12 protein-coding genes and 5 tRNA genes are annotated in these 14,455 nt (G+C 46.8%); 9 read left to right on the top strand and 8 right to left on the bottom strand.

Annotation, left to right across the window (positions count from 1 at the left end; translation table 11 throughout):
• Window positions 1-13: 13 nt before the first annotated feature.
• Window positions 14-1,027, bottom strand: a complete 1,014-nt coding sequence (ansA, locus tag WH43_RS16660; RefSeq protein ID WP_053425712.1) for an asparaginase — start codon at window positions 1,025-1,027, stop codon at window positions 14-16.
• Window positions 1,028-1,260: 233 nt separating this feature from the next.
• On the opposite strand from ansA, the gene WH43_RS16655 reads away from it, so the two are divergent.
• The 8 genes from WH43_RS16655 (at window position 1,261) to WH43_RS16620 (ending at window position 5,205) form a co-directional block, all read left to right on the top strand.
• Window positions 1,261-1,351, top strand: a tRNA-Ser gene (locus WH43_RS16655).
• 214 nt (window positions 1,352-1,565) lie between these two features.
• Window positions 1,566-2,201, top strand: a complete 636-nt coding sequence (uvrY, locus tag WH43_RS16650; RefSeq protein WP_286049908.1) for a UvrY/SirA/GacA family response regulator transcription factor — start codon at window positions 1,566-1,568, stop codon at window positions 2,199-2,201.
• A gap of 24 nt (window positions 2,202-2,225) precedes the next feature.
• Window positions 2,226-4,040: an excinuclease ABC subunit UvrC gene (gene uvrC, locus WH43_RS16645; RefSeq protein WP_053425710.1), complete on the top strand. Its 1,815-nt coding sequence runs from the start codon at window positions 2,226-2,228 to the stop codon at window positions 4,038-4,040.
• A 30-nt stretch (window positions 4,041-4,070) separates the two neighbouring features.
• Window positions 4,071-4,613: a CDP-diacylglycerol--glycerol-3-phosphate 3-phosphatidyltransferase gene (gene pgsA, locus WH43_RS16640; RefSeq protein ID WP_053425709.1), complete on the top strand. Its 543-nt coding sequence runs from the start codon at window positions 4,071-4,073 to the stop codon at window positions 4,611-4,613.
• 133 nt (window positions 4,614-4,746) lie between these two features.
• A tRNA-Gly gene (locus WH43_RS16635) sits at window positions 4,747-4,822 on the top strand.
• A 15-nt stretch (window positions 4,823-4,837) separates the two neighbouring features.
• A tRNA-Cys gene (locus tag WH43_RS16630) sits at window positions 4,838-4,911 on the top strand.
• Window positions 4,912-4,968: 57 nt separating this feature from the next.
• Window positions 4,969-5,055 (top strand) — tRNA-Leu (locus WH43_RS16625).
• A 74-nt stretch (window positions 5,056-5,129) separates the two neighbouring features.
• Window positions 5,130-5,205, top strand: a tRNA-Gly gene (locus WH43_RS16620).
• 134 nt (window positions 5,206-5,339) lie between these two features.
• Here WH43_RS16620 and WH43_RS16615 read toward each other — a convergent pair.
• The 7 genes from WH43_RS16615 to WH43_RS16585 form a co-directional block, all read right to left on the bottom strand.
• Window positions 5,340-6,758 carry an SLC13 family permease gene (locus WH43_RS16615; protein WP_053425708.1) on the bottom strand — a complete coding sequence of 473 codons (1,419 nt, stop codon included), beginning with the start codon at window positions 6,756-6,758 and terminating at the stop codon, window positions 5,340-5,342.
• Window positions 6,759-6,802: 44 nt separating this feature from the next.
• Window positions 6,803-7,759, bottom strand: a complete 957-nt coding sequence (locus WH43_RS16610) for a porin (RefSeq protein WP_053425707.1) — start codon at window positions 7,757-7,759, stop codon at window positions 6,803-6,805.
• The gene (locus WH43_RS16605; protein WP_053425706.1) at window positions 7,752-9,074 is read right to left on the bottom strand and encodes a dicarboxylate/amino acid:cation symporter; all 1,323 of its coding nucleotides are present in this window, start codon (window positions 9,072-9,074) and stop codon (window positions 7,752-7,754) included. Before WH43_RS16605 ends, WH43_RS16610 begins: the two co-directional genes overlap by 8 nt.
• Window positions 9,075-9,271: 197 nt before the next feature.
• Window positions 9,272-10,654, bottom strand: a complete 1,383-nt coding sequence (locus WH43_RS16600) for a sigma-54-dependent transcriptional regulator (protein ID WP_053425705.1) — start codon at window positions 10,652-10,654, stop codon at window positions 9,272-9,274.
• Window positions 10,655-12,238 carry a sensor histidine kinase gene (locus tag WH43_RS16595; RefSeq protein WP_053425704.1) on the bottom strand — a complete coding sequence of 528 codons (1,584 nt, stop codon included), beginning with the start codon at window positions 12,236-12,238 and terminating at the stop codon, window positions 10,655-10,657.
• A 23-nt stretch (window positions 12,239-12,261) separates the two neighbouring features.
• Window positions 12,262-12,447 (bottom strand): hypothetical protein, encoded by a 186-nt coding sequence (locus WH43_RS16590; protein ID WP_053425703.1) that lies wholly within the window; start codon window positions 12,445-12,447, stop codon window positions 12,262-12,264.
• Window positions 12,444-13,220 carry a pseudouridine synthase gene (locus tag WH43_RS16585; RefSeq protein WP_053425702.1) on the bottom strand — a complete coding sequence of 259 codons (777 nt, stop codon included), beginning with the start codon at window positions 13,218-13,220 and terminating at the stop codon, window positions 12,444-12,446. The genes WH43_RS16590 and WH43_RS16585 overlap by 4 nt, the downstream gene beginning before the upstream one ends.
• Before the next feature lie 155 nt (window positions 13,221-13,375).
• Here WH43_RS16585 and WH43_RS16580 point away from each other — a divergent pair, with 155 nt between their 5' ends.
• Complete coding sequence (locus WH43_RS16580; protein ID WP_053425701.1) at window positions 13,376-14,338, top strand: aldo/keto reductase; 963 nt, start codon at window positions 13,376-13,378, stop codon at window positions 14,336-14,338.
• Window positions 14,339-14,455: the final 117 nt, after the last annotated feature.

Below are 14,455 nucleotides of genomic sequence, written 5' to 3'. Positions count from 1 at the left end.
GAACTACGCTAATTTACAGCGTCAATTCGCCACGCAAACTTTGTTGCATAAAAAGCCGGACTTGCTCAGTGCTTAAAGGTTGGCTCAGTAAATAATGCAGTTTAGTCAATGTGGCTTCGAGCGTCATGTCGTACCCACTGATCACACCACAAGCTCGCAGGGCATTGCCTGTCGCATAGCCACCCATATTTACTTTGCCTTTAAAACACTGAGTGCAGTTGACAATGATAGTACCGCGCTTTGACGCTTCTGTCAGAGCTTCAAGTAATTCAGCTTGCTGCGGTGCATTACCTACACCGTAGGATTTTATAATTAAGGCTTTGATCGGAGCCGCCGCCATATTTCTGATCACATCCGCACTAATACCAGGATATAAAGTCACCACGCTGATAGGCTGAGGTGTGATTTGAGCAACTTTTAAAGCTCTGGTCACTGCAGTCGACGCCAAATGACCCGCTATTAAATTGATATGAATACCGGCTTCAATCAGCGGTGAAAAGTTCGGAGATGCAAAAGCATCAAAACCATCAGCATCCGCTTTGGTGGCGCGGTTTCCTCTGAATAATTTATTGTTAAAAAACAACGCTACTTCGGCGATAGGATAATAGGCTGCTAAATACAAAGCATTCAGTAAATTCACCTGACCGTCAGAACGTAATTGCGCCAATGGAATTTGTGAACCAGTGACAATAACGGGTTTGGCCAAATCTTCCAGCATAAAAGACAAAGCCGAAGCCGTATACGCCATGGTATCAGTGCCGTGTAGCACAACAAAACCATCGTAATCGGCGTAATGACTTTGAATATCAGTGGCAATTTCCAGCCAGTGCGCTGGTGTCATGTCAGAGGAGTCAATCACAGGGTGGTATTCGTGGATGTCAAATTCCGGCATTTCTGACCGGTAAAACTCTGGCATGCTTTTGACTGTCTCGGATAAAAAGCCCGGAACAGGCACAAAACCATTACTCGATTGTTGCATTCCTATGGTTCCGCCTGTGTAGGCGACATAAATTCGTTTTTTGTTCATGACAGAGAAGGTCCTGATCTGTTGTCGCCCTATTGTAATCAACACTAGCAGGGCTGTCAGGTTTTGTTCGGTTTAATCTGTGTTGATGCAGTTATTTAGGCCTTAACCGTCATAAATCCCGGAGAAAATTAGTAAAAAGTGACCACTTTGCACAAATGCTGAGCAAACGAATGAAAAGCGATAGAAAAGCACTTTACAAAAAAAGGCGGGCCCCCTAATATGACGTCCAACGCGGAGGGGTGGCAGAGCGGTTTAATGCACCGGTCTTGAAAACCGGCGAAGGTTAATAGCCTTCCGAGAGTTCGAATCTCTCCCCCTCCGCCATTAAAACCACCATACAGGTGGTTTTTTTATGCCTTCAATTCGCTATCTCATTGGTTCATAACGTTTTTTCATTTTTTCTCCACTAATTTTATGTTACTTATCGCTTTCTGCATTGAAGGGCTTGAGCTTTGTCCCGACTCTGCTTTATGCTCAGACAGAATGCAGCTAGACTAGAGACGTTAACCTTGGCCCTGGAGAGAGCAAATTGATAAATGTGTTATTAGTGGATGATCACGAGCTGGTTCGAACCGGTATCAGTCGTATACTAATGGACGAACGTGGCATCAAGGTCATAGGTGAAGCGATTTCCGGTGAAGCTGCCATTCAATTTTGCCGGGCTCAGACACCGGATGTAGTGCTGATGGATATGAATATGCCTGGTATGGGCGGTATGACAGCCACCAAACGTATTCTGCATTATTGTCCTGAAATCAAAGTACTGGCTTTATCAGTCTCCTGCGAGGAGCCTGTTCCTACCAAAGTAATGCAACTAGGGGCCGCGGGTTTTATTTCGAAAAATGCGGCTCCCTCTGAGATGATTAGTGCCATTCGTAAAGTACATGCCGGGGAGCGTTATATCTCAGGTGAAGTCGCACAAAAGATGGCGATGAGTCGGGTGACCAGCAGTAACCAGAATCCTTTTGAGGAATTATCTGACCGTGAAATGCAAATTATGTTGATGATCACACGGGGACAGAAGGTCAATGATATTGCTGAGCAGCTGAATGTGAGCGCCAAAACAGTGAATTCTTACCGCTATCGTATGTTTGAAAAATTAGATATCAGCGGTGATGTAGAGTTAACTCACCTCGCTTTGCGTCATGGCATGATCGATATTGCAAAGTTGTAATTGTCTTTATGATGTTTAAATTTGATGTTTGATGCCAAAAGCTTCCTGAAAACAGCGCCTCATTTGCCGGGCGTGTATCGTATGCTGGATCAGAAAGAGACCGTCATTTATGTCGGTAAAGCTAAAGATCTGAAAAAGCGTTTATCCAGTTATTTCCGCCAGAATGTCTCCGGCAGTAAAACCCGGGCCTTAGTCAGCCATATTCATAGCGTAGAGCTGACGGTGACACAAAGTGAAACCGAAGCGCTGATTTTAGAAAACAACCTGATTAAGCAGTACCTGCCGAAATACAATATTTTACTGCGGGACGATAAATCTTACCCTTTTATTTTGATCACCAACCATAAGCACCCCAGGATCAGCTCACATCGTGGGCCCCGTAAAGTGGAAGGCCAGTATTTTGGTCCTTATCCAAGAGCCGGCGCAGTGTGGGAAAGCTTAAAGCTATTACAAAAAGTATTTCCTATACGCCAGTGTGAGGACGGCTTTTACCGAGCCCGTACCCGGCCTTGTTTGCAGTACCAGCTAAAACTTTGTTCAGCGCCTTGTGTGGGCAAAATCTCAGACGAAGACTATGCGGCTCAGGTAAAAAACACCTCGTTGTTTTTATCCGGAAAAAGTCAGCAATTAATAGAACAACTGGTGCAGCAAATGGAACAAGCCAGTAGCGAAATGGCTTTTGAAAAAGCGGCGCAGTTTCGCGATCAAATCATTAGCTTACGCAAAGTGCAGGAACAGCAATACGTCAGTGGTGATCACGAAGAGATGGATGTGATAGCTCTGGAATGGTCACATGGAGTGGCTTGTATCCACGTGCTTTTTATTCGGGATCATAAGGTGCTTGGCAGTAAAAACTTTTTCCCTAAAGTGCCGGCGGGTTCTGAGCCAGAAGAAATTTTACCGTCATTTTTGGCACAATTTTATTTAAGTGGCGCTGGTGGTCAGATGGTGCCTAAAGAGCTGGTCTTGAGCGAGCAGGTGGCCGAAGATGAACAGCTGGCACAAGCTATTGGTGAATTAGCCCAACGTAAAGTGAGTTTTGTTTACGCCAAACGGGGTGAAAAAGCCCGATATTTAGCTTTGGCACAAAAAAATGCTCAGCTTGCTGCTGCGACTAAATTATCAGTGAAAGAGCAGGTGGCTGTGCGCTACCGCGAGCTCAGACAAACTCTGAAACTTGAGTCTTTAGAACGAATGGAATGTTTTGATATCAGTCACACCATGGGCCAGTCGACTATTGCATCTTGTGTGGTGTTTGATGGCCAGGGGCCGAACAAAAGCGAATACCGTCGTTTTAATGTTGAGGGTATCACACCAGGTGATGATTATGCCGCTATGTTATTTGCGTTGAATAAACGCTATGGCAAACTCACCGATGAAAGCCGTATCCCCGATTTAATCTTAATAGACGGTGGCCAGGGACAACTGACTCAGGCCATTAATTTTTTCCGCGACTGGGCTTTTGCGAAAAAACCATTATTGGTTGGGGTCGCTAAAGGTACCAGTCGTAAACCTGGTTTAGAAACTTTAATTTTACCTGAGAACCCGGCAGGATTTTCTTTGCCCACTGAATCGCCGGCTTTGCACTTAATTCAACAAATCCGCGACGAGGCGCACCGTTTTGCCATTACAGGCCATCGCAATAAACGCGGTAAAGCCATTATTAAAAGCCCGTTGGAAAATATCGATGGAGTAGGTGAGAAACGCCGACAAGCTTTGTTACAATACCTCGGAGGTTTGCATGGCGTAATGCAGGCTTCAGTGGACGAACTCGCGACAGTACCGGGAATTTCCAGGCAACAGGCCGAAAAGATTTACCAGGCATGTCACAATAACTAAAAATTTGTGCCGACTTTGAGAAGTAGCGTTATGTGGAATATTCCAAATCTGTTGACTCTGTTCCGATTGTGTTTGATCCCGGTTTGTTTATTCTGCTTCTACTCTGAACTGGAACACGCCCGTTTTTTTGCTGCTTTTGCTTTTTGGTTTGCCGCTATCACTGACATGTTAGACGGTTATTTAGCTCGCAAGATGCAGCTGATGACTCCTTTTGGTGCTTTTTTAGACCCGGTCGCAGACAAACTGATGGTTGCCGCAGCATTGGTACTGATTGCTGTGGATATGCAAACGCTGTGGGTGACTATTCCGGCTTTTATTATGATCAGCCGCGAGATTTTAATATCCGCCTTGCGTGAATGGATGGCTGGAGTAGGGCAGCGTGCTCAGGTGGCCGTGTCAGAAGTGGGTAAATACAAAACAGCAGCTCAGATGCTGGCATTGATAGGCTTGATTTGGCAACCCGTAGGCTGGCTGACTGATTTAAGTATGGCGCTTCTGTATATAGCCACTATATTGACCGTCTGGTCAATGTTGGTTTACCTGAAAGCATCCTGGCCAACGCTGAGTAAATAAGCGGAAAAAGTTTGCAAAAACAGCAGTGAAGCTACTTTTTGAGCAAACGAATTTAAAAGCATAAATTTGTGGTTGACGTAAAAGCATAAACCAGTAGAATGCGTCTCGTGTTACGGCGAATGGCCAGTACAAAGCGGGCATAGCTCAGTTGGTAGAGCGCGACCTTGCCAAGGTCGAGGTCACGAGTTCGAGCCTCGTTGCCCGCTCCAAGTTGTACGCCAGATGGCGGGTTGGCAGAATGGCCATGCAGCGGATTGCAAATCCGTCCACCTCGGTTCGACTCCGGGACCCGCCTCCATTTAATGCGTTACTTGGTTGAATGTCGTTGGCTGTAATACAAAATTGAAAAGTGTTTGCCCGGGTGGTGAAATCGGTAGACACAAGGGATTTAAAATCCCTCGCTCGAAAGGGCGTGCCGGTTCAAGTCCGGCCCCGGGCACCATCTCAATAGCTTTATGTTTAGACAAGCTGGAAAGATAAGATACCAAAGCAGATTGTTATCTGCACAATGCCTAAGCGGGCATAGCTCAGTTGGTAGAGCGCGACCTTGCCAAGGTCGAGGTCACGAGTTCGAGCCTCGTTGCCCGCTCCAAATTAAGAAAAAGCAGCCTGAAGGCTGCTTTTTTCGTTTCAGGATATCTAAAAGTATTTTCAGTGATTTGGAACCATAGGTGTGACACAAAAAAAGCGGCCAAAGCCGCTTCTATTGCTAATCTGTTGAACGGTCTAACGTACAAGCTGTGGCCCTAACCACAGACTAAACAAGCTAATCGCCACTATACCGACCAGATTCAGCACCAGGCCTGCTCTTACCATATCTTTGATCTGCAACTTACCTGACGCAAACACAATAGCGTTTGGCGGCGTTGCCACTGGCATCATAAAGGCGAAGCTGGCGGCTAAGGCGGCTGGTACGACTAAATACAGCGGCGATAACTCCATGGCGACGGCCACCGGGCCTAATAATGGCAGGAAGGCTGCCGCAGTCGCGGTATTGCTGGTGACTTCTGTCAGGAAGATGATAAGACTAGTGACAGTGACTAGCAGTAAAACAGGTGGCACTCCGTCCAGTAACTGTAATTGTTGCGCTAAGAGTTCAGCCACACCGGTTTTTTGGATCTGATCGGCCATACTCAAACCGCCGCCAAACAGCAATAACACGCCCCAAGGCACGTTTTGACTGTCTTTCCATTCCAGCAACGCAGTGCCAGAGCCTTTTTCACCCGGCAATAAGAACAATAAAGCAGCGGCGCAAAGTGCAATCACGGTGTCGCTGATGGGTAATCCAGTCCATTTCACCAACCATTGCTGACTGATCCAGCTCAACGCAGCCAGAGCAAACACCATCAGCACCAGTTTTTGTGAACGTGACATCAAACCCAAAGTGTTTAACTGGGCCGGCGTATCATTCTGACTAGCCTCTGTTTTGGGCATGCGAAAATGTACCTTTGTCAGCCATAGCCAACAAATGATCAGCATAGTCAGCGCCAGTGGCACCCCTAAAATCATCCAATCGGCAAAACTGATTTGCATACCATAACTTTTCGACAGATAAGCAGCTAATAACGCATTAGGTGGTGTCCCTATCAGAGTTGCTATACCGCCAATACTGGCGCTATAGGCAATACCTAATAACACAGCTTTACCAAACTGGTCCTGAGTTGAAGCATTGGCCATGGCGATAATGGACAAACCAATGGGCAACATCATGACGGCAGTGGCTGTATTGGACATCCACATCGACAAAAACGCAGTCACACCCATTAAAGCTGCTATCTGCAAGCCTGGAGAAGTACCGACTAAAGACAAGGCTTTTAAAGCGATACGTTTATGCAAATTGGTTTTTTCCATCGCAATAGACAGGAAAAAACCGCCGAAAAACAAAAATATTAGTGGATGTGCATAAGGGGATGTTGCTGCATCGAGTTTATCTATACCCAGCAGAGGAATAAAAATCATCGGCAGTAACGAGGTGACTGGGATAGGTACTATTTCGGTGATCCACCACAGCACCATCCAGGCCATTAAGCCTGTGACCATCCAGGCAGCCTGGCTCATTTCTGTGGCTGGCGCAGGCAGCAGAATAGTCAGTAAAAGCAATAAAGGACCGCAGAGTAGAAATAAGCGGCGGGTAACAGGTGACATAGATAATCCTTACTTAAAGCAACCGGAGCTCAGCTCCGGTATGTTCAGAATAAAAACTTCAGGCCTAAAGCGGCCGCATGATCTTTATCGGTTTCGAACTTGAGTTTGGACAGAAGCAGGTAAGCCGTCAAATTGTTTCGCCATTGATAATCCAATCCGATGTTATGCAGGCGTGCATTTTCTGCATGGCGGGTTTGACTGTCATCCTTTTGCCATTGCCATTTGTAAGTCCAGTCGCCGCGCTGATAACTCAGCTGAGCCAGCCAGGCATCGCCTGCTATGTTGCGCACCACATGTTCACTGTGTTGATACATCAGGCCTGCGGCAAGTGTCGATCCATTCAGTTGCCACAAGGGCATCTGAGCTAATAAACGTTCTGCAGTGATGTTATTCAGCTCGTCTGTACGGCCATAGGCCAGATACAGCGGGTACTTTTTTAAAGCAGGGTCGCCATAGCCCAGCACCCAATCGTAACCACCAGCAACCTCGTCGCTGGCTCCTGTTTGGTAAGTGGCAGATAAGTTAAACCCCTCAATCACCGGAGACTGGTAGCCAATCACATTTTCCAGCCTGTCCTGACCTGGCGTAATTTGAGCGATATCGGCCACTGTCTCGTTAAATAAATCGATTTTGCCCTCAGATTTCTTAAACTTGGTGTCATTTTTACCAAACACCAGTTCGCCATACCTACCGGCGACACCAATGTAGGTGTTACGGGAACCTAGTCTGTGATCTTTGTTGGCGTCATCCAGACCGTTTACTTGCCATTCGTACACCGCAATCAGCGCCAAACCGTCGGTCAATTGATGTTTGGCTTTTACACCTAAGCGTGAGAATGGCGCCTCAATCTGGCGGCCCTGATCGGCATAACGATACAGGCCTTTGTCGACATCCAGCGCCTGTAATTCAACTTTGCCATACCAATCCCATTCAAAAGCATGGGTTGCTGAGCTAAAGGCCAGCGTAGTGCAGATGGCGGCGGATAAATACGACTTAACCATGTTGCACCTCCACTGTTGCGGCAGTCGCTGTTGGAGTCGTTTGCTGCGGTATTGCACCTTGGGCAAGCTCCTTATCCAGTTGTGCTGTATCCAACTCGCCACACCATTTTGACACGACCAAAGTCGCAACACCGTTGCCTATTAAGTTGGTCAAAGCCCGCGCTTCAGACATAAATCTGTCGATGCCTAAAATTAACGCTATACCAGCCACAGGCACTGAGCCTACAGAAGCCAAGGTTGCAGCTAATACAATAAAACCACTGCCAGTGACGCCAGCAGCACCTTTAGAGGTCACTAATAATACGGCAAGCAGAGTCAGTTGCTGAGTTAAATCCATAGGCGTATCTGTCGCCTGGGCAATAAATACAGCAGCCATCGTCAGGTAAATGGCAGTGCCATCAAGATTAAAGGAATAGCCTGTTGGGATCACCAAACCTACAGTGGACTTAGTCGCACCCAGCTTTTCCAGCTTGGCCATCATGCGTGGTAGTACAGATTCAGAAGACGATGTGCCTAATACGATCAACAACTCTTCTTTGATATAGCGGATGAACTTGGTGATCGAAAAACCGTGATAGCGGCAAATAGCGCCCAGCACGACAAAAATAAAGACTAAACAGGTGATGTAGAACGTTGCCATGAGGCCTGCTAAAGACCATAAAGTCGCAATACCATATTTGCCTATGGTAAAGGCCATGGCGCCAAAAGCACCGATAGGCGCGACTTTCATCAGCATATGCACTATGGCGAATAAGACTTCAGAGCTTTTCTCGACATAACCAAAAATCAGATTCTGCCGACCACCTAAACGCTGCAGTGCAAAACCAAACAAGATAGAGAAGAACAGTACTTGCAGCATATCGCCGCGGGCAAAGGCATCAAATACACTGCTTGGGATCACGTTCAGTAAAAAATCTGTAGTGCTTTGCATCTGATCAGGAGCTGTGTACTTACTGATGGATTGCTGGTCCAGACTGGCCGGGTCTATATGCATACCCACACCAGGTTTGACGACATTAATCACCACTAAACCAATAATTAAAGCGATGGTAGAGACAATTTCAAAATAGAGTAGGGCGTAACCCCCTGTTTTCCCGACTTTTTTCATATCCTCCATACCTGCTATACCCACCACTACGGTACAAAAGATAATGGGCGCGATAATCATTTTAATCAGCTTGATAAAAGCTGTACCCAGAGGCTGCATGGCGGTGCCGAGCTCCGGGTAAAAATGACCTAAAAAGATACCTATGCTGATGGCGAGTAACACCTGGATATAAAGGCTGGATAACAGCTTTATGGCTTTATTTTTCATTGTTATTGTCTCTCTGATTATGGAGAAAATCTCCCTGTCAGACAGTTAATAGCAAAGAGGAAGCCAGCTTTTCGTTCTTTAAAATATTGTTTAAATACAGCTATTTAGGTGTTATTTTCTGGCTGGGTGTAAAAACTTGTGTGGATTTCCACACAAAGCAAAATGAGTACTGTCACCAAATCCACACAAGACCATAATTAGTCTTCGTTTTTATCCAGAAAATCACGGCGGGTCAGTTGGTATTTTGCCATTTTGTCGTACAAGGTTTTACGGGGTAAATCCAGCTCTGCCATGACAGCTTTCATTGCGCCCTTATGCTGGTTCAGAGCTTCTTCCAGCAGCATCTTTTCGTAGTACTCCACCCGTTGTTGCAAACTCATACTGCCTGTGATGCCATGCTCTGCTTTATGTGGCTGTTGATTAAAAGCTATATCCGCGCCCATTAACACATAACGCTCGGCCATATTGCGCAATTCCCGAACATTACCGGGCCAAGAGTGCTGCGCCAGTTGCTGTAACTCGGCCGTTTGCAGTGGGATATATTCTTTATGAAAACGCGCGGCAGCAATGCGGGCAAAATGTGAAAACAATAAAAATACATCGTCTTTGCGCTGACGTAAGGGGGGCAGCTGTAAATCTACCAAAGACAAACGGTAATACAAGTCGCTACGAAATTCTCCTGTACCTGCCAGCTGTTTTAGATCCGCTTTACTGGCTGCTATCACCCTGATATCCAGCTCAATCGCCTGGTTGGAACCTAAGCGGGTGACTTTGCGCTCTTCCAGCACTCGCAGTAGTTTGACTTGCAACGACAGGGGGGTACTTTCTATTTCATCCAGCAGCAAGGTGCCGCCATTAGCGAACTCAAACTTACCTATACGTTTTTTGTCTGCACCGGTAAAAGCTCCGGCTTCGGCGCCAAACAGCTCACTTTCAATCAACTGCTCCGGAATAGCGCCGCAGTTAATAGCGACGAAATTATGCTGACGTCTGTCGCTTTGTTCATGCAGGTAACGTGCGACCAGCTCTTTTCCTGTGCCAGTTTCACCGTAAATCAACACATCAGCAGGAGCATTGATCACCGCATCCAAAGTGCGTCGCAGCTGCTGCATCGCTGGGCTTTGTCCTAAGATCCGTAAACCGGGTTGCTGCTCCCGTTCAACCGCTGCTTTTAATTGACGGTTTTCCAGTACTAAATGACGTTTCTCCAAAGCACGGCGGCTGACTTCAACCAGATGATCGTTATCAAAGGGTTTTTCCAGAAAATCATAGGCGCCTTGTTGCATCGCTTTCACCGCAAGGGACACAGCACCATAACCTGTCAACATAACGACTGGTATTTCGGCGTCAATGGCATGAATTTTCTGTAGCAATTCCAGGCCGTTTAAAGCAGGCATATGCATATCGGTAATGACAATACCGTTGAAGGTTGTATTGATGCGACTTAACACTTCAGCTGGGTTGGCTGTGGTGATACAAGGCAAATCTTCAAGTTTAAACAGCTGACTGACGGCACTTCGAATATCGGCTTCATCGTCAATAAAAATAATAGCTGGAAGCTGCTGCTCTATGTTTGCCATTTAAGACCCCGATGTCGCTATTAAAAGCATGATAATAAACTCAGCTCCACCTTGTGGGGTGTTACGCACCTCAAGCTGACCACCAAAGGATTGTACTATACGTTGCGAGATAGAAAGGCCCAAACCAAGGCCATCTCGTTGCTTGGTGCTAAAGAAAGCCTCAAAGATACGTTCTAAATGATGAGGTTCTATACCTGGGCCCTGATCACGGATATGAATACTGACCTGCTGTGCTTGTGTTCTGACTGCAATATGAAAAGCTGCGTCTGCTTGTCCTGCCATCGCCTGCACGCCATTGGTTAGAATATTCACCAGCACTTGCTCCAGCTGAATGCTGTCTGCCAGAACCGAAGGAGACTGCTCAGGCAGTTGCAGTCGCACTTTTACCCCTTGTTGCTGACATTGGTGCTTCACTATACCCAGCGCGTCCAGCACGAGTTTATTCACCTGCACCAACTGACTTTTGCCAGAACTTTTACGGCTGAAATCTTTAAACTGAGCCACTATGACACTCAGTCGCTGCATTAACTGGCGCATCGCCTGAATATTAGTTTTGGCATCATCCAGATAACCTTTGTCTATAAGCTTTTCAGTCGTCTGAGCATAACTTTGCAAGGCTGTCAGTGGCTGATTCAGTTCGTGATTCAGCGACGCAGATAAAGCGCCTATGGTCGCAAGTTTAGCGGTTTGCACCAGATGTTGTTCGGTTTGGGCCAGTTCAGTTTCGGTTTGTTCGCGTCGTTCAATCTGGCGTATCAACTGTCGGTTGGTTTCCGCTAAATCCTTGGTACGGGCTATCACTCTTTGTTCCAGCTGCTGATTATGCTGCAGCAATTGCAGATGACGTTTTTTCCGCTCGCGTCTCACCCAAACTGCAAGTAAGGCGGAGCTGTAGATTAAAGTAACCAGTAACAGGGCTGACCACAAGGCTGAACGATGCGGAGTCGGAGAGGCCAGTACAGTCAGAGTCCAACCAAATTCAGCTAAGGTGCGCTGGTAGGGCAAAAAGCTCAGAGTTTTATCGTCAACAGGTAAATGCCATAACGGGTAAGAAGACGCCAGCAAGGCGGAGCCCACCGAATAATGCAGAGGTTCTATCGCCTGAGTGATATATCGTTGTTGCTCTGAAGCCGTTAAGGAGCGCCCCGTCAGGCTGGTTAAACGCCACTGGGGCACATCAGATAAAAATACCTCATCACTTTGGCCTGTGACCATAAAATGACTATCGGCTAAACCGGCAATTTGCTGCTGATGTTGTTCTATAGGCTCCAGATCGACCTTAGCTACCATCACCGCCAGAATTTTATTCTGAATACGCACAGGCACACTGTAGTAGTAACCCCGGCGCTCACTAGTATGGCCCAGCGCATAATACTGAGCATCCTGACCGGTCAGAGCTTGCTGTACATAAGGCCTGAAACCAAAATCACGACCCAGATAATAAATTTTTCCGTTGGCATTGGAGCTGGCTATGACGATGCCTGACGGGTTTACCAGATAGAGATCGGCGACATCAGCGCTACGCTGCAATTGGAACAAATATTGATTCAGTTGCTCTGTACTGCGCGGTAAGTCAAGTAACAAGGATTGTAATAAGTCCGAACTGGCTATTTGCTCGGTAAATCAGCGTAGCGGCCTATTTCGTAGCGAATGAAAGCGGCGAGATTGTCGCTTTGATGCTGCGCTTTGAGTGTCAGTTGCCGATAGTTCCAGTGCTGTGCGGCTGAAGCTGCCAGTATCAACACCAGCAGATAACCACAAAGCAGCAGAAACCAGCGCAGCTGTTTATTCATTCGCTGCGTCTTGAGGTTATGTTGGCTTTTGGCGCCATCGCTGAGGCTTCTTCTGTTTTACTCGAGCTTAATAACTTAGCTTCTAACTCTGCCATTTCAGCTTGGGTGAGTTCGCGGTATTGTCCGGCTTTTAACTCCGCCAGGCGTACATTCATAATACGAACCCGCTTGAGTTTAGTCACATTAAAGCCCAAAAATTCAGTCATACGGCGGATTTGGCGGTTCAGGCCCTGAGTCAACACAATATTAAAGGTTTGACGGGAGATTTGTTTCACCTGGCAAGGTAAAGTAATAGTCTCAAGTATAGGCACGCCTGATGCCATTTTACGCAGAAAATGTTCAGTGATAGGCTTGTCGACCGTCACCACATATTCTTTTTCGTGCTCGTTACCAGCGCGCAGAATTTTATTGACGATATCACCATCATTGGTCAGGAAAATTAAACCTTCAGATTCTTTATCCAGCCGTCCAATAGGGAAAATCCGCTCCGGATAGCCGATAGCGTCGATAATATTACCTTTGACATCCAGCTCTGTGGTGCAGGTAATGCCCACTGCTTTATGGTAAGCCAGATACACCCGCCGTGGTTTGGCTTTTAATGGTTTACCATGGACCAGCACCTGATCCTGTTCTGTCACTTTGGTGCCTAAAGTACCGGGCAAGCCGTTGACCGTCACCACACCTTGTTCGATCAGCTTGTCGGCTTCACGACGCGAACAAAAACCTGTGTCACTGATAAATTTATTCAAACGAAACAATGTAGTTTGGTCCAAAGCTTCACACCCGGCAGTTGAAAAGGACGATAGTTTAGGGGCTCAAGGCATCAGGGGCAAGGCTGGTGTTTATTTTAAAGCAGAAAACGGACCTGCTCTTGGCAAGGCGGGCAGATCAGGTAAACTTACAGCTCACTCTTCAGAAGGGACCATAGATGTTACCTATTCAGCATTATTTCCCCCAAGCCGATGCCTTAGTTTATGGCTGTATGGGATTGGGCGGCAGTTGGGATCATCCCACCACCAGTAAAGAGCAGCGTGATTTATCTTACACCGCGATAGAGGCCGCGCTGGAGGCTGGTATTCGCTTTTTTGATCATGCCGATATTTATACGCGCGGCAAAGCCGAAGCTGTGTTTGGTGACTATCTAAAAGCGCATTCAGGTTTACGTGACCAATTACTACTGCAGACCAAATGCGCAATTCGCTTTGCCGACGCAACCACAGTAGGGCGTTATGATTTTAGTAAAAGTTATATTTTGGATTCAGTGCACCAGTCGTTAAAACGACTGCAAACTGACTATATAGATATTTTATTGCTGCACAGACCTGATCAATTGATGTTGACTGATGAAGTGGCTGAAGCTTTTGCAGAGCTGAAACAACAAGGTAAAGTGAAAGCTTTTGGCGTGTCCAATTTTGGTTGGCCACAAATGCAGTTGCTGCAATCTGTATTGCCTGAGCCTTTGGTAGCGAATCAGCTGCAAATGAGTCTGAACGACTTCAACTGGCTGGAACAAAATGTATTGACCGGCATGCCGGATGGTGCCGCTCATCATTACAGTTACGGCACAGTCGAATACTGTCAGTTACACAAAGTGCAATTGCAGGCCTGGGGCAGTCTGGCGCAAGGATTGTTTAGCGGAGGCCGCACTCCTGAAACAGCAGCACAGCAAGCGACAGCAGCATTGGTGGCTCAGTTAGCCGCAGACTATCAAACCAGCGCTGAAGCTATAGTTCTGGCGTTTTTGCTGAAACACCCGGCAGGTATTCAGCCAGTGATAGGCACCACCTCACCAGCTCGTGTCGCCGCTTGCCAGAAAGCTTTAACAGTGAATTTAAGCCGTGAACACTGGTATGCGCTTTATGTCGCCGCCAGGGGCAAGGCACTACCTTAATAACCTCGAATAAACAAGGGCCAGCAGGCCTAATGCCAGTCAGTTAAGCTGACTGGCATTATTTTTTGTACGCATATTTGCTGGATTTCCTTTTGATTTGCCTTGGATAACTTCGCT

The sequence above is a fragment of the Rheinheimera sp. KL1 genome (assembly GCF_001275035.1).
Taxonomy (GTDB): domain Bacteria; phylum Pseudomonadota; class Gammaproteobacteria; order Enterobacterales; family Alteromonadaceae; genus Pararheinheimera; species Pararheinheimera tangshanensis.
Note: the sequence above shows the minus strand (reverse complement) of the source record. Positions and strands in the feature narration are given on the sequence as shown.